The sequence below is a fragment of the Daejeonella sp. genome, from assembly GCF_036405355.1.
Classification (GTDB): Bacteria; Bacteroidota; Bacteroidia; order Sphingobacteriales; family Sphingobacteriaceae; genus Daejeonella.
In genome coordinates, this window is record NZ_DASWXT010000027.1 from 1 (window position 1) to 22,314 (window position 22,314).

Consider the following 22,314-nt stretch of genomic DNA (forward strand, 5'->3'; position numbering starts at 1 on the left):
CTCTGTTTGATTTTCTTTCCCTGCATAGGCTAAAATACGCAAAAACGCAGATTTAATCAATATATTAAGAAAAATTCTGACCCATCTTACAGTTTAAATCGGAAGTTTCAGAGGTTAGAAACCGAGTTGTGCAACAGCCACCTTCGCCAGAATGACAATGTATTATTTAAAAAATGGAGGAGATCCTGACTTTCGTCAGGATCGTAATCCTTAACTTAATGACATTGCCTGAAGGGGTCGTATGTGAAAATTTCGAACACCTACGACCACCTTCGGGGTCGGAAAACGGGGATTTATGATTTTTCTATAAACATACGACCCCTTTGGGGTCGCAAATCCATAAACCGAACGCTGTAATTTAATATTTAGATAATTACTGTTTTACAAACTATGTCGCCAAAACCCATTTTCAGAATTGTTTTAATTTCAATAGCATGCCTTGCCGGAATAATGGATGGGTTTTCTGCAGATTTTGAGAATCCTTACAAAAATGGATCATTTAAAGATTCTCTCAAATCCAAAGCCGAGAACTGGACGGCCGCAGACTTATGGGCACAATCTGTTTCTCAGAATCTGAAACTGGAAGACAATGCGATTGTGCTTGAGGATAATCTGTTGATTGAAAATGATGCTGTTACCTTAGGTTCTATTCGTTCGGAAGCATGGGATACGCTGTCAAAAGGCCGTATTATCAGGAAAGTTCTTGAATTGTCTGTTTTGCCTGCCAGGAATGCATGGATTAGCATGCTCATTTATCCAATGCTGCCTGCTGAGCCAATGAGTGGCGGAAAGCTTGAATTTCGGGTCAATGGGAATAAGCCTATTGTCTATGAGCTACGCCACTTCTGGACTTCCGTCCCGGTTCCGGTTTCCTATTTAAAAAAGGGTAGAAACCTGATTGAGCTTAGGGTACACAATCAGAATGAGAAATTCAGGATTCCAATGGCTTTGAGTTCGATTATCCGAAATATCATCGGACAGCCTACCTCATTTACAGGTAATAGTGAGAGAAGTATGGATAATGGAAAAACCTGGAAGTATGCAGGCAGCTCATCAAATATTGCCGAATATCCGATCCGTCTAAAGTTGCAGGCTTATGCCAAAAAGGCCTGGCTGCAAACTCCGGTCATTAATCTTGCTGATAAAGCCTTAGAAGGAGTGATGTATTTTCCTGTTAAGCTGGAAGCTGCAGAGATCAGGCCCCGGGTCTTAAATGCCGAAAGCTCAAAATGGCAAACGCGTATAAGAAGCGGAAATACACATCTGCCTGAAGCAGGGGGATGGACAGCCTGGCAGAATTTTGAGGGTTCAGCTTTGCCGGCAGGGAATAATCATCGTTTCATTCAGCTTGAATATAGTATTGATCCTGGTAGCGGAAACAGTACACCCAAAATTACAGGACTGGAATTGAAAAGTTCATGGCGCAGCAATTCAACAGGCGCAGGTATTTTTATAGCTGAAGTAAAGAATTACCCCCTGATTCGCTCTTCCTTTGATTTTATACATGAGAACCCTGCATTGCCTGAACTTCAGGAATTCCGGGCACAGTTTAAGCTTGATCAGGTGGTTGAAGGGGCAAAAACAGAATGGGAAAAGATTAAACTTTTGCGGGCATGGACAGCAGCAAACTGGGATTGGTTTCTGCCCAATTCTGAATTTGAAGATTTGCTTAGCTGGGATGCAAGTAAAATACTCAGTGGTCCTGCAGCACCGGGAAATTTATCTAAAAAGGGTGGAAATTGCCTCCATTATGCGATTGTCTTCACTCAGGCATGCCAGAGTTTTGGTATCCCTGCCCGGATTGTAAATACAAATTATGCAATCTGGGGTGGTCATGAACTGGTTGAAGTCTGGTCGCGGGATTATCAAAAGTGGATCATGGCAGACCCGAATTTTGACACCATGTTCTATGATAAAAAAACAGGAATCCCTTTAAATATTCTGGAACTGCATGATTTATTTCTGAAAACCTATTATCCGGGAGGAGAGATCATCGACAGGGATAAATGGTCATTTGCAGATCGGGACAGGCGCGCAAGCCGGATTAATCCTAATGATCTTCCGATCGCTATGGAAGCTGGAGGGAAGGCTTTTTCAGGTAAAATCAACAAAGATTATGTTTGGTGGAAAGTGACATTCAATGAAGCCAATCCCGGGTATTCAGGTGGTTATGGGTTTTATAATACTGCTGAAGTCCGCTGGCTGCCCCGCAGTAACTGGCTGAGCCAAAGATCCCCTTTGCCGGTAACTCATGGAAGAACCCATTGGGGCTGGGATGGTTATTATGCCTGGACCGATTCCCAAACTCCCGAAACGCCTGAACATCGCTATTATGTCCGCAGACCTTCAGACGTTTACGGCAACCTGTTCCAGGTAGATTTTGCTGTTCATTATATACAGAATGGGGAAATTCAGCTTGATCTGGCAACTGATTCCCCGGGCTTTGATCATTTTAACATTGTTTTAAATGGGTTAGAGAGTTTATTAAAAGTCGGGGAAAGTAAGGTTAAACTAAGTTCCGGAATTAATATCATTGAAATTTATGCGATCGATGTTATGGGCAATTCAGGAACAAAAAGCAGGATTAAAATTAATTACATCCCTGCCGCCGGATAAAGATTCTCTGCTTCATGATAATTCCTGATTATAGATTTATTTTTAAAGAGGGTAGGACATTTTCCCTTTCCGGAGTCCTAAAATATAGGATACCTCTGTTTTGGATAAACAGAGGTAATATTTGTGAAATGAGTGTTAAACTCAATTATTTTTTATTAAAATTACCCCGGGACTAAATCCCCGATTTTTACAGAATACAATTCAATTATGGAAAAAACACTTAAAATATACAATGGTAAGATATTAACCCCTTATCGCATCATCAGCGGTACTGTGGTAGTTGTTGACGGGAAAATAAAGGAAGTTGCAGAAGGGAATATTGATGTTCCCGGTGCGGTTGAAATTGATGCAAAGGGGAATTATATTGCTCCCGGCTTTATCGATATCCATGTTCACGGAGGTGGTGGCCACGATTTTATGGATGGATCGGAAGAAGCTTTTTTGAAGATTGCAGAAACTCATGCCAAATATGGAACTACCGGTCTGATGCCGACTACCCTGACCAGTGAACTGGATGAACTTTATAATACCCTCGATTTATACAAAAAAGCAGATAAAAAGAATAAAATGGGTGCCCAGTTTCTGGGTATGCACCTTGAAGGACCTTATTTTGCGATGTCACAGCGTGGTGCACAGGATCCGAGATATATCCGCAACCCCGATCCTGAAGAATATAAGGATATTTTATCGCGTTCATCTGATATCAAGAGATGGAGTGCGGCCCCTGAATTGAAAGGTGCGATCGAATTTGGAAATTACCTTCGTTCAAAGGGAATTCTGGTTGCCATGGCACATACTGATGCTATATATGAAGAGGCTCTGGAGGCTTTTGAGGCTGGATTTACGCTGGGAACTCACTTTTACTCCTGCATGTCGGGAGTAAGCCGCAGAAACTGTTTCAGATATGCGGGTGTGATTGAAACTGCTTATCTACTCGATGAGATGGATGTTGAGATCATTGCTGATGGTATTCACCTTCCGGCACCATTATTAAAACTGATCTATAAGATCAAAGGACCGGACCGCATTGCTTTGATCACCGATTCTATGCGGGCTGCAGGTATGCCTCCGGGTGATAGCATCCTGGGAAGCAAACACAACGGACTTAAAGTTCTTGTTGAAGATGGGGTAGCTAAATTACCAGATCGTACTTCTTTTGCCGGTAGTGTTGCAACTTGCGACCGGCTGGTAAGGAACATGGTTAATATGGCCGAAGTACCATTGCTTGAAGCCGTTAAAATGGCATCGCTTACACCAGCAAATATTTTGGGACTGGGAGCAAGCAAAGGCTCATTAATTTGCGGCAAGGATGCAGATATTGTCATTTTTGATTCAAACATCAATATCAGTACCACGATTGTTCAGGGAAGAATTGTTTACAATAAATTAGATTAATACGAATACAATTATGAGAGAGATTAAAAAGGATAAATTACAGGTTAATATATACGCCGGAAGACCTGAATTAGGTGCTGCAGCTGCAGAAACTCTGACGGCCAGAATTGCTGAATTACTAAAGACAAAAGAGCAGGTAAACATCATTTTCGCTTCTGCTCCTTCACAAAATGAATTCCTTGCCGAATTGCTGAAAAAGGATATTGAATGGGGAAAGATCAATGCCTTCCACATGGATGAGTATATTGGTTTAGATCCTGATGCACCGCAGGGTTTCGGGAATTTTCTCAAAGACAGACTGTTTAGCCATGTAACTTGCCGTACTGTTAATTATCTGAATGGAAATACAGATCCGCAGGAGGAGTGTAAACGTTATTCAGACCTTTTAATTAAATATCCGACAGATATCGTTTGTTTAGGGATAGGTGAAAATACACACCTGGCATTTAATGATCCGCATGTTGCCGATTTTAATGATCCACTGATAGTAAAAGTTGTTGATCTTGATCAGGATTGTCGGGTTCAGCAGGTAAATGATGGCTGTTTCAGCACGATTGATGAGGTTCCTACCCATGCACTTACGATCACCATGCCTGCATTATTCAAATCAACTTATGCTATTGCAATTGTACCGGGTAAGTTCAAGGCAAATGCTATTTATCATACCATCAACAGCGAGATCAGCGAGAAATATCCTTCCACAATACTCAGAAGGCACGACAATGCAATCTTATTCATTGACGAAGACAGTGCATCCAAATTATAAGTTAATAAGGTAGAACGATTAAAATACTATATTTAAGAACTAGGGCTTCAAATCCGGAAATTAAAAGAGAAAATATGAGTAGTAATAAAACAGTATCAGTAGGATCATTAAGTCAGCGGGATACCATCACAGGCATGGTGATTATCGCATTCATGTTTTTCATGTTTGGATTTACTTCCTGGATCAATGCGATCTTAATTCCATATTTTAAGATTTCATTTGAACTTTCACACGTTCAGTCTTATTTGGTAACCTTCGCATTTTATATTTCCTACCTGCTGTTTTCAGTTCCGGCTTCTTATCTGCTTAAAAATGTAGGTTTTAAGAAAGGGATGATGATCGGTTTCTGGATCATGTCGGCAGGAGCTTTTCTTTTCGTCCCTGCGGCAATTACGATGACCTATGAATTGTTCTTACTTGGCTTATTTTCAATTGGAGCCGGTTTGGCATTACTCCAGTCGGCAGCGAATCCCTACATCACCATTTTAGGGCCTAAAGAGCGTGCTGCACAGCGTTTCAGTATTATGGGGATCTGTAATAAGGGTGCCGGTATTCTCGCACCATTATTGTTTGCTGCTGTTATCTTCAAAGCTACCGATAGTGCAATGCTGGATAATATCAGCTCGATGTCTCAGGCTGAAAAGGATGCAGCTTTTCATGAGCTTATCCAAAGGGTAATTGTTCCTTACGCATGTGTAGGAACCTTTCTTTTCCTGATTGGTCTATTTATCCGTTATTCACCGCTTCCTGAAATTGATACCGAACATGAAAGCGATGAACTGGCACAGGCAAATTCGTCAAAAAGCAGTATTATGCAGTTTCCGCACCTTGTTTTGGGAGCTTTCGCGATATTTCTTCATGTAGGAACCCAGGTAATTTCTATTGATACTGTTATCAGTTATGCGGCAACAATGAACCTTAACCTGATTGAAGCCAAGGTTTTCCCTTCATATACTCTGACGGCTCAGATCTGTGCTTATCTGGTTGGTATATTCTTTATTCCAAAATTCATGTCGCAGTTAACGGCATTGAAGGCAAGTACCATATTTGGTGCAATTCTGACCCTGATGATTATCTACGCAAAAGGGGATGTTACTTTCCTGGGTCATACCAATGATATTTCTCTATGGTTTGTCGTAATGCTTGGTCTGGCTAACTCCTTGGTTTGGGCCGGGATCTGGCCTTTGGCTTTAGATGGCTTAGGCCGATTTACTAAAGTCGGAGCATCATTGATGGTAATGGGTTTAGCAGGTAATGCGATACTTCCCCTGATCTACGGATATTTCGTAGATATATGGGATGCCCGTAATGCATACTGGGTATTAATGCCTTGTTATTTGTATCTGATTTTTTATGCATTCAGAGGATACCGTTTACGCAAATGGACCAGCTGATTCTAAATACTATTGATTTCATTGAATAAGCAGGCATTGTAGGCATGCCGGTCATTTTAATTGATGATGTCTTAAATTAAGCATTAATAAATTTTCTTATCATAATCTAATACCAATGAATCATTTACGAAATGTATTTGCTTTGGGAGCAGTTTTTTCTGCTGCTCTGGCCAATGCCCAGCTAGCTCCACCAGTCACATCCAACCCGGATGTTGTTCTTGAACCATGGTCGTATACCGAGAATTTCGAGGATCGGGAGTTAGGAGCCTGGGCATCATACCCTCACTGGCAGGATATAGCTTATAATCAGGATTTCAGACCGAATGAAATTGTTCCCGGGGATCCTAATATTTCAGTGGTTCAAAAGGTTCGTGCTTTTACTAATGTGGATGCTTATGCTGGTGCTCAGAAATTGCTCGACATGTATCTTGTTCCCGGTGCAAGTGTAAAATTCAGATATTATCTGAAGTCAAATACTCCTTCAGAATATTATAAAGTCAGGTTTGCTGCAGGTAATCTTGGAAAACTGGATTATACGATCAATAATCCTGAACGGAATAAGTGGGTGACAGCTACAGTAAGTTTTAATGATCTGGTGTCTGAGAATCCTAAGATTTCGGGTAAGGATAAGGTTAAAATTTATGCCTTAGCTTTTATTACCAAATTCCCTTCAGCAGATCCGGATATGCCGATCTATTTTGGAATTGATGATATTTCCTTTTCTGCCGCACGAGAAACAGCCTTCCGTTTCAGTGCTCCGGAAATGTTTAAATTACCGGAATATGCCCAGTATATTCCAAAAAAGCATTATGCCGCGGGAGATGATTTCAATCTGAGTGGTAAATGGCCGCTGGATGCGAAAAACGTAAACCTTGAAATTGTTTCATTTGCTGAACAGTCTAAATCCTTTTTTAAGGGCGACTTAATTAAGTCGGGTACTGATTGGTCGCTTAAACCTTTAAAGCTTAGCTTTCCCGAAGGACTTTATATCGGAAAGATTAAAGCTTTGGATGGTGCTAAGGAATTGGCTCATACAGAATTTACAATTCATATTGCTCCTCAGAACATGGCAGGAAAGCATCCCCGTTTATTGTTCGATGCTGAAAAGAAGAAAGAACTGGATGTGAAAATTAAGCAGCCTGAGTATAAAAAAGTTTATGATGATATCCTTAAGAATGCAAAAGCTCAGCGTGACAAGATTCCGGTTAGCAGTCTGATTTTTGATTTGGATCAGTTTCCGAAAGAGGATTGGCTTCCAACCTGGTCGGCATGGGGTGATAAGATCTATCATACCGGCGAAGCCCTTCGTTTAAATGCAAGAGCTTATGCTTTTCATGGGGATAAGGAAGCCGGTAATTATGTTAAGGATGTTCTGGTTAAGATATCTGGCTGGCCAAACTGGACGCATCCATGGCAAACTAATCGTGGCCGTTACAGTGAACACCGCACTGGCAGTTGGGCACACCGGGTTGCAGAGGCTTATGACCTCACCTATGATGTGATGACACCGACAGAAAGCAGTCTTATCCGTAAAGCGATTATGGCGAATATCGTTGATGGGGCTCATCGTACTTATGTGTACAATGATGATATTACCGCCGCTACTTCAAACTGGCTGGCTATGATTCTAGGTGGATCATTAATGAATATGTCGGCTGTTTATGCTGACGGACCTGAAACTGAAAATCTCGAACCATACTTTACAGGTGCTCTGATAAAATATTACAGATTCATTAATCGTGTAGTTGACCAGAAAGACGGTGCCTGGGGTGAAGGATACGGTTACAACAGCTATTCATTCTCCAATATGGCATACAGTCTTCCTTCTTTAAATAATGTCTTTAAGATCGATCTTACTGCACCTTTGGTTGGAAGTTATAATGAATTTATCTGGGGCGGACTGATCAAGGACAAGCTTTGGTTTGAATACGGTGATTCAGGAGGTGCAATGGTCCCTGCAACATTCTGGAGTTTTCTGCTTGAAAAAAGAAGAGAACCACGTTTAAGCTGGTTTTATAATTACATGAAAACTCAGGAGAACTATGAGGATATAATTTTCAATACCAAAAATATTCCTGAGGATAGTCCTTTTGATGAGAATCCTGTAAAGGTTTTCCGCGAAATAGGAACAACAGTTTTCAAAAGTGGTTGGGAAAAGGATGATTTTTCATTCGTTATGCGTACAGGTGCATTTTATAATCACCAGCACATCGACCAGGGAAGTATCTGGTTAGCAGACAAAGGAGTTTTGTTCATTGAAGAGCGTCACCTCAAAAACTCTACTTATTATGATGATCCGATCTATCAGTCAAAACTGATTCAGCCGGTTGCGCATTCAACAATACTCATTGATGGGAACGAGCAGAGTCAGCGTACAGGAGATCACCTTTATCATGCACCTGGTTTTGATGATCATGCCTATATCGCTAATTTCCTTGATGGGAAAGATGCCGCATTTTCTTCAGGCAATATCGGACGTATTTATTTCGATAAAGTAAAAGATCTGAGCCGGAATGTATTGTTTATTAAGCCACGCACTCTTTTAATGCTGGATACTGCTATTCCTTCTGAGAAGGATGCGAAGGTAACCCTGCTTTATCAAACTGCGGAACTTGAGCATATTAAGGCAGGCAAGGATGTTTCGAACATCACCAAGGGAGGTGTGACGCTTAATTTCATGCACCTTGCACCAAAAGTAGTTGAAACTGAGGCAGAAGAAACTCCTCATTATCTGTATACATTACAACGTGTACGCCATTTGAAGAAGGAGGGAATGTTAAAGGTTTCTGCCAGTACTACAAACCGTCAGCCCCTTGTAATGGCTAATTTAATTACTACTGATGGCAGTAATGGCGTTTCTGAAGTAATTACTGAAGAGGGTGATGGATTTGTGAGTGGTGTTGCATCAGGTAAGAAGTTCGCTTTCAGTACAAAGCCCGGTAAAGTTTATCAGACCGGAGGAATTGAAACCGATGCTGCTTCAATGACCTGGAGCGCCGACAGGGATTTTGTCGCAATGGCAACAAGTTTCAGCAATAAAAATGCTTCAAAAACACTCAGTTCATCAGAAGTTTTAACCTTTGAATGGTCGGCTGATGGTATTAAATATGCTGTAGGAAAAACTGCAAAACTGAGTATTTCTTCTGCATCAAAACCAAAATCTGTACTTTTGAATGGCAAGGCAACCCGTAACTTTACTTATGATAGTTCCAAAAAGCAGGTATCACTGGAAGTGCAGGCGGGAGAGGGAGTAATTAAGGTTAATTGATTTGAGTATAGAATAAAGAGTAGTGAGTATAGAGTAGTAAGTATTGAGACAAATCCGGGTTCGTTTGAAATTTGGTTTTCAGACTTACGAATTTACCTGGGCACCATGCAAGTTAAATTCGTCAGTCGCTTGAAAATAAATATAGACAACTGAACCAGGAACCAAGAGCCAGGAACCAAGACTGAATCCTGGTTCATTTGAAATTTAGTTCTCAGACTTACGAATTTACCTGGGCATCATGCAAGATAAATTCGTCAGTCGCTTGCTAAGGTAAGAGTATAGAGTAGTGAGTATAGAGATAAATCAGGGTTCATTTAAAATTTGTTGTTTTGGAGTAATAATAGACAATGAACCAGGATTATTGTCCCCCTTTAGAGGGGGGCGGGTAAGGTTCGAGCGATCGCAGGGGGAGGCTTTCAAGTATCAAGAATGAATCCCGCTACATTGAAATTAGTGCTCAATGATATTAACTATTAGTAATAAATTTGACAACTACAATAATTTACAGGCAACTGACAACCAACAACTGACAACCGACAAAACATGGAAGAATTCTCATTAAAAGGCAAAGTAATCATAGTAACAGGAGGCACAGGTATTCTCGGCGATTCATTTATTAAGGGAATAGTCAAAGCCGGTGGTGCAGTAGGGATTTTAGGCAGAAATAAGGATGTTGCCAATGAGCGTGCAGATGCAATTAACAAGAACGGTGGACGGGCGGTCGCTCTCATTGCGGATGCGATGGATGAGGGGCAATTGATTGATGCTAAAAACAAGGTATTGGATACTTTCGGACGGATTGATGGACTTGTAAATGGTGCAGGAGGTAATCAGCCACATGGTGTACTTTTACCGGGTGATGATATTTTTAAAATGAATCTTGATGGGATGAAACGTGTGATGGATCTGAATACCTGGGGCACCTTAATTCCAACTCAGATCTTTGGGGAAGCCATGGTTAATTCGGTGGAGAAGGGCAGTATCGTAAATATCTCATCCATGAATTCTAAGCGTGCTATTACCCGGGTTTTGGGGTATAATATGGGCAAGGCAGCAGTTGATTGTTATAATCAATGGTTTGCTGTCGAATTAGCAAATCGCTATGGGGATCGTATTCGTATGAATGCGCTGGCACCGGGTTTCTTTCTTACCGAACAAAACAGAAATTTATTAACTAACCCTGATGGAACATTTACTGACAGGGGCGAGAAGGTAATCAGAAATACTCCTTTCAAGAGATTTGGTCATCCGGACGAACTTCAGGGAGCCCTGGTATGGTTATTAAGCGATGCTTCTAAATTCGTTACAGGTTCTATGGTTTGTGTTGATGGAGGTTTTTCAATTTTTGCCGGAGTTTAATGAATACAAATTATAAAATAGACGGATCCTGCGCAATGCAGCAAACTATGCGATGGTACGGCCCGAATGATCCTGTAAGTCTTTCGGATATTCGTCAGGCAGGCTGTACCGGAATTGTATCGGCATTACACCATATACCAAATGGAGCGGTATGGCCGATTGAAGATATACAAAAAAGACAAAAGGAAGTCGCTGATGCAGGTATGGTATGGAGTGTGGTTGAAAGCGTTCCGGTTCATGAAAATATCAAGACACAAATCGGTCCCTTTCTAAAGTATATTGACAACTACAAACAGAGTATCCGCAATTTATCTTCCTGTGGTATTAAGTGTATTACCTATAATTTCATGCCGGTTCTTGATTGGACAAGGACAGATCTGGCTTATACTGTGGAAGATGGATCAAAGGCTTTGCGTTTCGAAAAAGCAGCTTTCATTGCCTTTGACCTGTTTATTTTAAAACGTCCTGGTGCTGAATCTGATTATACCGATGAAGAAATAAGTCGGGCGAAAGTTCGGTTTGACGGGATGAATGATGATGAAAAGCATCTTCTGACAAGAAATATCATTGCAGGTTTACCCGGAAGTGAAGAGAGTTTCACTATTGAGCAATTTCAGCAGGCTTTGGACACCTATAAGGGCATTAATGCAGACCGTCTTCGTCAAAATCTGATCTATTTTTTAAGTGAAATTATTCCGGTTGCACATGAGGGTGGAGTGAAAATGGTCATTCATCCCGATGATCCGCCTTATGGAATACTCGGATTACCAAGGGTTGTGAGCACCGCTGCAGATTTTAAAGCCCTGATCACAGCCATACCTTCATTGTCTAACGGACTTTGTTTCTGTACAGGTTCTTTTGGTGTGAGGGCTGATAATGATTTGGCTGCGATGGTTGAACAATTTGCCGATCGCATCAACTTCGTACATTTAAGAAGTACCCGCCGCAATGAGTGGGGAGATTTCTATGAGGATAATCATTTAGATGGTAATGTGGATATGTATGCGGTTGTTAAGCAATTGGTAAAGATATCCCATGCAAGAAATGTTTCCATTCCAATGCGTCCCGACCACGGACATCAGATGCTCGATGATCTTAAGAAGAAAACCAACCCTGGTTATTCGGCAATTGGCCGCCTTCGTGGACTGGCAGAGTTGAGGGGACTGGAGTATGGGATTATTAGGAGTGAGATGTGAGATAGGAGATAGGAGATGTGAGAAATGAGATTCGCTCTCAATTCCCTATTCCATACCCGATAGCTATCGGGGTTCCATTTCCCATTCCCATTCCCTATTCCCCATTCCCCATTTCCCACCCGAAACCTTAGATTTCCACAACATTCCCGGTACTTCGTTCCTGAATCTTTTTATATCTTAGAATTTAAAGCAACAAATTAATTTATGGAAAGCAATTAAAGAGCTGTTGAAATATGAATGATAATACTTCAGATACAAACATTTGGAATGTTGATTCAAAGGAGTTTGAAGTGGTTTTCAAGACACATTACGTAAAGCTTACACTTTATGCTAATAGGTTTTTGAATGATATTGATATTTCAAAAGAAATTGCTTCTGATTCTTTGACTTTCCTTTGGGAGAAGCGGGGAACATTGTTATTCACCACCTCGGTTACTGCCTATCTATATAAAGTGGTTCAGAATAAATGTTTGAACCATATCAAGCATCAGCGTATAGAAAATGAGTATGTGAACTACATGATCAGGAATAAATTGCTTGATGAAATTCCGGAACATGACACAAATCCATATCATGAAAAAGAACTTGCCGAACAGATCAGGCAAGCAATAGATACGCTGCCCGAAAAATGTAAGCTTGTATTTGAAATGAGCAGGTTCGAGTATCTCAAGAATAAAGAGATTGCCGAAAGGCTAAACATCTCTCAGAATACCGTCGAACGCCATATTACTATAGCTCTTGAGAAACTTAGAAAGAGTTTGGGATATACGATCAGCATTGTACTTCTCCTTATTATATAATCAATCCCTGCGTAATTCTGCAAGGTCAAGATTCAAGACTATAATTCATAAAAATAAATTAACAAAAAATTAACGCGTATTGGGGGTATAGGTATAAATAGTTGTCTTTAAATCTAGAAGCATGAAAGAAATAGATAAAGTTTTAATAACAAAGTATGTAACCAGGCAAGCCAATGAAGAAGAGATTGCTATGGCAAAGCATTTGATTGGCAGCAGTGAGGTTCATGAAGAGTTTTATCTCCAGACTTATGAAACCTGGCAAAGATCTATTTATTATAAGATTGGCTTTATTGATTCTGAGAGAGCGTATACTGAGTTCCTGAATAAAGCATTAGAACAGAAAGTAAATAAATCAGTCATACCTCTATGGAAGAAGTTATCTATTGCAGTTTCAGTATTACTCATTTGTGCTATAGGATTTTATTTCAGTATAGTACAAAAAAACCAATTAAGCAATCTTAACCATGTATATTCCAGTGAATTTAGGGTTCCTAAAGGATCTACCCGCAGAGTTGTTTTGCCAGATGGAACAAAAGTTACTATTAACGCAGGCAGCTCTCTTAAATTTCAGGAAGACTTTGGACAAAGCTCACGTACTGTTTATTTAGATGGCGAAGCATATTTTGATATCTCTAAAAGCACAATCCCGTTTATAGTAAATACACAGAATTATACGATTCGTGATATAGGCACTATTTTCAATGTGAAAGCTTATGCTAATGACCTGTCATTTGAAACTACGGTTATCGAAGGAGAAGTACAGGTTGAAGGGAAATTGGCAATCGACTCCGATAAGTCACAAGTAATTTCTGTTAAGCAGCAACAAGTGCTAAAACTTAACTATGCTCCGGTTATAAATTCCATCATCCAGTCTCCAAAGGATTTTTCTGAAATAGTTGAAGTTAAAGTTCAAAAAATTAATCCTTCGCAAGTTGAAGTATACACAGGCTGGACTGAAGATTTACTTGTTTTTGAAGGCAAGACCTTTCAGGAGATTATAAAAATTATGGAGAGGAGATACGATGTTGATATTATAATAGATGATTTAAAACTGAAAAATTATGTTTATACAGGTAGTTTCAAGAATATCGATAATGTTGAAAAGGCGTTAAAAATATTGAAAGAAACAACAGATATAGATTATGAAAAATATGGTAGAACCATTACGATTAAAAAACAAAATAACTAAAGGAAAACAGCCTATGACATAAGCAGACAAAAAAACCAGAAGTGCGCTAACACTTCCGGCTCAAGAGTAGCTAATACCCAATGCTTTGGGAAGCCAGTATTAACTAAAACAATCAAAATTATGAAAATTCTTTATCAAAATGCAGAATTCGTCGCGCAATTACGACGGAAAACGATCCGGGCTATGAAATTAATAGCAATACTAACCTTAGCAGTCATATTTCAGTTACGGGCTGAGGTACATTCCCAATCTTTTAATTTTAAGGAGAGTAATACCACCGTTAAACAAATGTTTAAGCGGATTGAAAAAAACAGCAATTATTCCATTTTCTATCGTTTGGATCAGGTAAATCTTGATCAGAAAATTAACGTGGTAATTAATGAAGGAACAATTGAAAATGTAATGAATCAGGTTCTATTTAACCAGCCTTTAACATTTGAGGTTGTTGACGAGGTAATCGTCGTAAAAAAGATAAGTAATTTAATGACTGATTTAAAAGCTATTGTAAGAGGCCAGGTTACTGATTCGAAAGGTATAACGCTTCCTGGAGTAAGTGTAAAGCTAAAGGGAGGTACATTGGGTACATCTACAGATGCACAGGGAAATTATTCATTTGATTTTCCCGAAAATTCCGTCCTGGTTTTTAGTTATATAGGATATGTCAGTCAGGAGATTCCTGTTAGTGGCAGATCTGTTATAAACATTGTTATGGTTGAAGATCTCCAATCCTTAAGTGAGGTTGTTGTAACTGCGTTGGGAATAACCAGAGATAAGAAGGCTCTTGCCTATTCACTCACAGAGGTTAAAGGTGATTCGTTCACCCAGGCACGGGAAAATAACCTGGGAAATGCTTTGTCGGGGAAAATTGCAGGTGTCAATGCCAGTAGTACAGCAACAGGACCGGGCGGGTCCAGTCGCGTTATTATACGTGGTAACGGATCATTAAGTGGGGATAATCAACCTCTATATGTTGTTAATGGTGTGCCAATAAATAATTCTAATAATGGAACACCCGGAACATTTGGTGGTAGAGATGGCGGAGATGGACTAATAAGTATTAATCCGGATGATATTGAAACATTATCAGTTTTAAAAGGTGGTCCAGCTGCCGCTTTATATGGTTCAAGAGCAGCAAACGGAGTTATTTTGATCACAACGAAATCAGGCTCTGCTCAAAAAGGCCTTGGTGTTGAGTTCAATTCGACTTATACTATGGAAAATGTTCTAACTATACCTGAATGGCAATATGAATATGGATCAGGTGATAGAGGGCTTAAACCAACATCTGCATCTTCAGCCCGGGTTATGGGAAGAACTTCATGGGGTGCAAAATTAGATGGGACACCAGTTGTACAGCTTGATGGAATATTACGTCCATATAGTGCACAAAAAGATAATAATAAGAACTTTTATAATACAGGTGCTACCATTTCAAATACCATTGCATTAAATGGTGGAACTGAGAATGCTAATTTCCGTTTTTCTGTTTCCGATATGCAAAATGATGGAATAATTCCAAATTCAGGGATTAACAGGAATACTTTCAATTTAAGTGCAAATGCGAATTTGTCAAAAAAGATCATATTTGAAGGTAGTGCACAATATAATATAGAGTTAAATAAGAACCGAACTTCTATTGCGGACTTTACGAATAATCCAAATGCTTCAGTAGGTGTTATGGCTACTAGTTTGGATGTCCGCACATTAGACCCGGGTTATGATGCAAATCAGTTCGAGGTGGCATGGGCCGATGATCCTTTTGTTACTAACCCATATTTTGCTGTGAATAAGGTGAAGAATGAAGATGAACGCCGCAGGTTTATAGGGTCATTCAGTACCCGCTTTAATATTTCTGATTTTCTTTATGCCAGAGCAAGAGCTGGAATTGATTACTTCAATACCAACGGTTGGAGTATAGTTCCTACCGGGCAGCAGTATAATAATTTCGGAACTTATAGTACAAATCGGATTAATGGCTATGAAACAAACTTAGAAGGTCTCATTGGTTTTGATAAAACTTTCGGCAAGTTCTCTGTAAATGCTTTGGTTGGGGGTAATCAGATGTATACTCAAAATAAATCCGGAAGCCTAAGCAGCGGTAACCTGAATGTGCCCTTTAACTATTTTATAAGTAATGGTGCCAGTCAGAGTTTCACTGATAATTTTGGTGAATCAGCTATTAATTCACTTTTTAGTTCAGTAGATGTTGGTTATAATAACTACCTGTATCTGAGTTTGTCTGCACGTCAGGACTGGTTTTCAACTCTTTCTCCTTCCAGTAATAGTGTGCTTTACCCATCCCTTGGATTAAGCTTTGTCTTCTCAGATGCAATGAGTTCTAAACCTTCCTGGTTGGATTATGGTAAAATCCGTACATCATGGGCTGAGGTTGGTGGTGGTATGCCTGGCCCATATGGCCTTGATCTATTATATTCTGCTGGAGCAATCTCACATTTGGGTCAGCCTTTAATGACAATTACAGGAAATACAATTCCTAACCCATTAAAGCCTTTCACTTCAACAACTGCTGAAGCTGGTATTGAAATCAGAGCTTTTAACAACCGTTTTGGGGCAGATCTTACAGTATATGAAAAGACAACCACAAATGATATTGTAAGTGCCACTATTCCAACTACTTCTGGGTATAGCTCTGTAAGTTTAAACGTTGGAGAAATGCGTAATCGTGGTATTGAAGTGTTATTAACCGGGGCTGCTATTAGATCGAATAAGGGTTTGAACTGGGATTTGAGTTTTAATATGGCCTATAATGAGAATACTGTTGTTAAGATTGCTGAAGGTTTGAGCAGTCTAACTGGAGGTCAGCCAAGAACCCAAAACGCACGCGTGAATCATTATGAAGGGCAACCTTATGGTATGATTGCGGGGTTTAAAATCAAGCAAGATGCGAGCGGTAACAAGGTATACAATAATGCAAGTGGCTTGCCCATTCAAAGTACCATTATGCCTTTGGGTAGAGGAGTTCCTCCATTGACTTTAGGCCTGACAAATACTTTCAGATATAAGGCTTTCTCTATGAACTTCCTTTTAGATGGAAAATTTGGAGCCAAAATCTATACATCTACCAATGCTTACGGGACCAGGTTTGGTTTAGATAAACGTACTGTTTCTGGTGGAGTCAGGGAGTCAGGTGTTACTGTAACAGGTGTTGATCAAAATGGTGCCCCTTTTACAAAACTACTTTCTGCACAGGATTATTTTCAAGGTATTGCCTATTCGATCACTGATGAGTTTGTTTATGATGCTGATTTTATCAAATTACGACAGTTAACATTTGGATATACCCTGCCACAAAAACTGATAGCTAAGACTCCTTTCCAATCAGCTAATCTGTCATTGGTCGCTCGAAACCTTTGGATGGTCTATAATCAGACACCAAATGTTGATCCTGAATCCAGCTACAGTGTCAGTGGAAGTTCTTACGGACTGGAAAATTTCGGAGTACCACCAACAAGAAGTTTTGGACTTAACCTTTTGGTGAAATTCTAATCAACAGATTATCAATTATTAATCAAATTGAAATTATCATGATAAACTATATAATAAGAACATTCAATTTCAGGTTGTTAGCAATTGGAGCCTTAGTGGTTCTCATTATGCCTGCCTGTGATAAGGGATTTGAAGAAATGAACAAAAATCCTAATGCATTCACCGAACCAGTGATTGGCAGCCTTTTTTCTGCTACGATCGTCAGACATGCCGGTGTTGGTGATGGAAATACACTTTATCCAAATTCAAAACAAGCAGGATCTTTTGTTCAATATTTCTCCTCACTTAATGCTTTCCAATGGACAGGGGTGAAATACCTGTACCAGGGAAAGGCAGATTATAATAATGGTCTATGGAATACTGCATTTAGTACTGAACTGAAAGAAACTCAGCAGATTATTAATCTCACTAAAGGCAAGGGAGATATGATTAATCAGTATAATATTGCCAGAATCTGGAGAGTGCAGATATTACACAGGGTTACTGATATGTATGGGGATATGCCATATACCGAGGCGGCTTCCGGACTTAATGGTATTTATAAACCTAAATATGATAAACAGGCTGATATATATGCAGATATGCTCAAAGAACTTGAGGAAGCTGCAAAGGCTTTGGATGCAACTAAACCTTCTTATGGTACAGCTGATTTTGTTTATGGCGGTGCTCCTGCAAAGTGGAGAACATTTGCTTATTCATTGATGCTTAGACTAGGTATGCGTATGACCAAAGTTGATCCAGCCAAAGCAGAATTATGGGTCAGAAAAGCAATTGCCGGAGGTGTAATGCAGAGCAATTCAGACATTGCTAAACTTGCACATACCTCAGCTTCCGGTACAAACTGGAACTGGGATTCACGTCAGTTGCAAACCGCTGAAGGTGTACCTCCTTCTGCTCAGGGCCGTGGTTTTTCTAAACTAAATAAAACGCTCATTGATTATCTTCAGGTCACGAATGATCCAAGATTACCTTTTTATGCTACTCTTTGGAGAGGGAATATAAGTATTTCAGAGCTTGCTGTAAATTCAGATCCCGCAAAACAAAAAGGATTACCTGGAAATTATGACTATACAACTATTGCAAATCTAATTCCAAACTGGAACGCAGATATGCAAAGAGATTTTTCAGAAGTGAATATTAATACCATCGCGCATCTGGAAGCTCCAACTACTTTTCAAAGCTATGCCGAAGTTGAATATCTTCTTGCAGAAGCTGCATTACGTGGCTGGGGGCCTGGAACGGCAAAGGAACATTACGAAAAGGGATTGACTGCCCATTTATTGGCTACATCCCTTTATCCGAATGCTGCTTTAGTAATTCCGGATGCATCTTCTGCAGCTGCAAACTATCTTGCTGCAAATCCTTATAATTCTGCAGCTACCTTTGAAGAACAGATGCGCCAGATTCATACTCAGTTTTGGGTTTCAATGTTTGGACAGATGAATAATATTGAATCATTTGCAAATTGGCGTAGAACCGGCTATCCAGTACTGATTCCTACAAATTATCCTGGTAATGAAACAGGAGGAATAATTCAAAGACGCTTGCGATATCCTGATGCAGAAGCCGCATTGAATACTGACAATTATAATGCAGCAATTGCTTCACAGGGTCCAGATTTATTTTTGACCAGGATATGGTGGGATAAACAATAATCATAATACTTTTTTCATCATGAAGCGTCTGTTGTTAATTCGGCAGGCGCTTTTTTTGTTGAATGCCGGTGTTCTGTATTTTAAGGCGCTGTGATTTTAAATTAATCTGATTTTTGTGAATTATTCCTTTGCTGTATAATTTTTAAGAAATTAAGTTTAAGATTTCCTGAAATATCATTGCTTGTTAATCAGAATTAAATGAAATTTATTCTTTGAATGATGGAATCTTATAGAAAAGCAATATTGTTAATCTGAACTAACTCTGTCTTTTACAGGGACTTTCTTTAAATATGAATTAGATCACCCAGGAAAGAAAAACTCAAATTAGCTAATTAAATTCAGTACTAATAGAGAGTTGCCGGATTTAAAGCATGTTAGATTAAGCAAGTTGCTTTCGGGAGCTGTTCAATTTTGTTGAAGGCTTCATTCGTTTAATGATAAATTATTCATTAAACTTAAAATATGATTTACTTTTTATTCAGTACTTTTTGCTTTTGAAACTTATGAAAATATCAATAATGAATAGACCTTATTTATCGTACTAAATTCTTATTAACTTTAAAACATGTTGGATCCAAAGCAACAGACAGACAAGGAATTATACGACCTGTTGAAACTGGGCGATAAGGATGCCTATACAATTATTTACAAAAAGTACTGGCAAAGCCTCTTTAATAGTGCTTATAAGCGCTTAAAGAATAAGGAGCAGTGTCAGGATATTCTTCAGGTTGTGCTTTCTGATCTGTGGAGACGCAGGGATGAGGTTAGTATTGCTGATTTATCGGCTTATTTACATACCGCAGTTCGTTTTCAGGTTTTCAAGCAAATATCCAGAAAGCCGGCATTAAGCCCCTTACTGGATGAATTTGAGATTTTACTTATTTCACCGGTTCACACTGACGATGCCTTAATTGAAACTGAGATTCTTATGCTGATCAGATTATGGGTTGAGGCTTTGCCATCTAAACGCAGGGCAATTTTCCTAATGTATGCGGAAGAGGAGTTATCTACCAGACAGATCGCAGAAAAACTTGGAATTAGTCAGAAAACTGTTCAGAATCAATTAAATACCGCCCTTGTCAATCTCAGGTTAAAGCTCAGTAAGGTGCTTTTTATAAGCCTGATCATTTCTCACTATATTAAGTAAAAGAGGATTTTCATTTTTTTTATATAAAAAAATGAAAATCTTTTAGGACAATTAGACTTCCGGGGTACATAGCTGTTAAACTCAATCAATTGATGACAAAGTTTAATAGTAGATATGAGATCCTGAGAATGATCCGACGATATGTTGCTGGTACAGCAAACAAAGAAGAGATACAATTTCTTGAAACTTACTATGAATATTTCGAGCATGAAGACGATGTATTCCAGGGCATGTCTAAACCTGAAATCGAGAAGTTAGAAGAAGAACTGTATCAGGTTTTATCTTTTGAGCAGGACTATGAGACTTCGGGATTAGTAAGACCTTTGTGGTTCTCATGGAAACGTTTAGTTGCAGCTGCATCGATTTTAATATTTTGTACTATCGGTCTTTACCTATATAAATCACATTCTATAAATCAGCAATCCAGAATTGTCGCCAAGCCAAAGCCAGTTATTAAAGATATTGCTCCTGGTGGAAACATGGCGGTGCTGACCTTAGCAGATGGTACTAAGATCAATTTAGATCAGGCAACAAACGGTAAGATAGCCGATCAGGCTGGTTTAGATATTACTAAACAGGGAGGGCAACTGGTTTATTCACCGAAATCATCTAAGAGTGCTAATTCCTCAAGTCAGAATCTGTTTAATGTTATTGAAACACCCAGGGGAGGAGAGTATAAGATAGTTCTTCCTGATGGAACTCAGGTTTGGCTTAACGCAGCATCCAATCTGCGTTATCCGGCAATATTTACCGGAAATGAACGGATGGTTGAATTAAAAGGAGAAGCATATTTTGAAGTTGTAAGCAATAAGAAAATGCCTTTTCGTGTGAAGAGTAATTTACAGGTAGTGGAGGTACTTGGAACACATTTTAACGTCAACTCTTATGCTGATGAAGTTACAGTAAGAACCACCTTGATTGAAGGTAGTGTTAAGATATTAAGAGAAAATAGTAAGACTACACAAACTTTACAACCCGGAGAGCAGTCCTCAGTTAATCCTGATATTCCTTTCGTTCGGGTGAATAGTGTAAATACGGAGGAGTTCATTGCCTGGAAAAATGGATATTTTCTGTTTAACAATGAAAATATTGAAAGCATTATGCGGAAAATTGCACGCTGGTACAATGTGGATATAGAGTATAAAGGTGAAAAGCCGGTAGGTGAATTCGGCGGGGCGGTTTCAAAATCTAAAAATATTTCAGAAGTGCTCAGAATATTACAAAGAACAAAAGCGGTCAATTTTAAAGTACAGGGAAGGAGGGTTACCGTTATGAATTGAAATTAAAACTAAACGGCAACCAAAAAGAAACCGGAGGTGCTTGGAACACCCTCCGGCTATGGGTCGTCGATTGACAAATAATGCGATAACATTTATTAACAACTAAAACCCATTCAAATGTATAAATATTTATGCTCAATATCCTCATTATGGGCTGAGACCCGTATGATTTTGAAATATCTGTTGGTTATGAAACTCACTTTTATTTTATCGGTCACCATGTTTCTTCAGATCTCTCTGGCAGCAGATAGTTACAGCCAGAAGATCAGTCTGTCTGCTAAAAATTCTTCCTTAGTTAATGTTTTTAAGGAAATACGGAAGCAGAGTGGATTTGATTTCTTCTATAATACATCAGTAATTAAAGCTGCAAAGCCTGTCAGCATTAATGTAAAAAATGTCAAGATTGAAGAAGTTCTTGAAATTTGTTTTAAAGGTCAGCCTTTAACATATTCAATTGAAAATCAGACTATTGTTGTAAATTCTAAAGAGGATGTTGTTAGTGAAATACCAGAACAAAATGTTCAGGTTATTGTAAACGGAAAAGTGGTTGACACAAAGGGGCAATCACTTGTTGGGGTAAGTGTGCGTGTTAAAGGTACAACAACAGGTACATCAACTGATATCAATGGTAATTTTTCTATCAGTATCCCGGATAATAATGCTGTATTAACGTTTACCTATATTGGATACGAAAGCAAGGAAGTTGCGGTAAATAATAGAACTGCTATCAATGTAACCTTGG

14 protein-coding genes are annotated in these 22,314 nt (G+C 39.2%); all 14 read left to right on the forward strand.

The window, feature by feature from the left end; all coding sequences use genetic code 11:
- Positions 1-390 precede the first annotated feature (390 nt).
- A complete protein-coding gene (locus VGE44_RS03060) occupies positions 391-2,616 on the forward strand; it encodes a transglutaminase-like domain-containing protein (RefSeq protein WP_331076286.1) in 2,226 nt (741 codons plus the stop codon).
- A gap of 207 nt (positions 2,617-2,823) precedes the next feature.
- Positions 2,824-4,011 carry an N-acetylglucosamine-6-phosphate deacetylase gene (gene nagA / locus VGE44_RS03065; RefSeq protein WP_331076287.1) on the forward strand — a complete coding sequence of 396 codons (1,188 nt, stop codon included), beginning with the start codon at positions 2,824-2,826 and terminating at the stop codon, positions 4,009-4,011.
- 13 nt (positions 4,012-4,024) lie between these two features.
- Positions 4,025-4,777 carry a glucosamine-6-phosphate deaminase gene (locus tag VGE44_RS03070; protein WP_331076288.1) on the forward strand — a complete coding sequence of 251 codons (753 nt, stop codon included), beginning with the start codon at positions 4,025-4,027 and terminating at the stop codon, positions 4,775-4,777.
- Between the two features lie 74 nt (positions 4,778-4,851).
- Positions 4,852-6,171 carry a sugar MFS transporter gene (locus VGE44_RS03075; protein ID WP_331076289.1) on the forward strand — a complete coding sequence of 440 codons (1,320 nt, stop codon included), beginning with the start codon at positions 4,852-4,854 and terminating at the stop codon, positions 6,169-6,171.
- A 115-nt stretch (positions 6,172-6,286) separates the two neighbouring features.
- Positions 6,287-9,439, forward strand: a complete 3,153-nt coding sequence (locus VGE44_RS03080; RefSeq protein ID WP_331076290.1) for a hypothetical protein — start codon at positions 6,287-6,289, stop codon at positions 9,437-9,439.
- Positions 9,440-9,982: 543 nt separating this feature from the next.
- On the forward strand, positions 9,983-10,798 hold the full coding sequence (locus VGE44_RS03085) for an SDR family oxidoreductase (protein ID WP_331076291.1): 816 nt from the start codon (positions 9,983-9,985) through the stop codon (positions 10,796-10,798).
- Positions 10,798-11,994 (forward strand): mannonate dehydratase, encoded by a 1,197-nt coding sequence (uxuA, locus tag VGE44_RS03090; RefSeq protein ID WP_331076292.1) that lies wholly within the window; start codon positions 10,798-10,800, stop codon positions 11,992-11,994. The genes VGE44_RS03085 and uxuA overlap by 1 nt, the downstream gene beginning before the upstream one ends.
- 233 nt (positions 11,995-12,227) lie before the next feature.
- Entirely contained in the window at positions 12,228-12,794 is a 567-nt protein-coding gene (locus tag VGE44_RS03095) for an RNA polymerase sigma-70 factor (protein ID WP_331076293.1), read from the forward strand.
- A gap of 121 nt (positions 12,795-12,915) precedes the next feature.
- Positions 12,916-13,983 (forward strand): FecR family protein, encoded by a 1,068-nt coding sequence (locus tag VGE44_RS03100; protein ID WP_331076294.1) that lies wholly within the window; start codon positions 12,916-12,918, stop codon positions 13,981-13,983.
- A gap of 120 nt (positions 13,984-14,103) precedes the next feature.
- The gene (locus VGE44_RS03105) at positions 14,104-17,490 is read left to right on the forward strand and encodes a SusC/RagA family TonB-linked outer membrane protein (protein WP_331076295.1); all 3,387 of its coding nucleotides are present in this window, start codon (positions 14,104-14,106) and stop codon (positions 17,488-17,490) included.
- Between the two features lie 38 nt (positions 17,491-17,528).
- Positions 17,529-19,145, forward strand: coding sequence for a SusD/RagB family nutrient-binding outer membrane lipoprotein (locus VGE44_RS03110; protein ID WP_331076296.1), 1,617 nt, complete (start codon positions 17,529-17,531; stop codon positions 19,143-19,145).
- Between the two features lie 565 nt (positions 19,146-19,710).
- Entirely contained in the window at positions 19,711-20,292 is a 582-nt protein-coding gene (locus VGE44_RS03115; RefSeq protein ID WP_331076297.1) for an RNA polymerase sigma factor, read from the forward strand.
- A gap of 92 nt (positions 20,293-20,384) precedes the next feature.
- Positions 20,385-21,572 (forward strand): FecR family protein, encoded by a 1,188-nt coding sequence (locus tag VGE44_RS03120; protein WP_331076298.1) that lies wholly within the window; start codon positions 20,385-20,387, stop codon positions 21,570-21,572.
- Positions 21,573-21,689: 117 nt separating this feature from the next.
- Positions 21,690-22,314 (forward strand): STN domain-containing protein (locus VGE44_RS03125; RefSeq protein ID WP_331076299.1); only part of this gene is annotated, 625 nt, incomplete at its 3' end.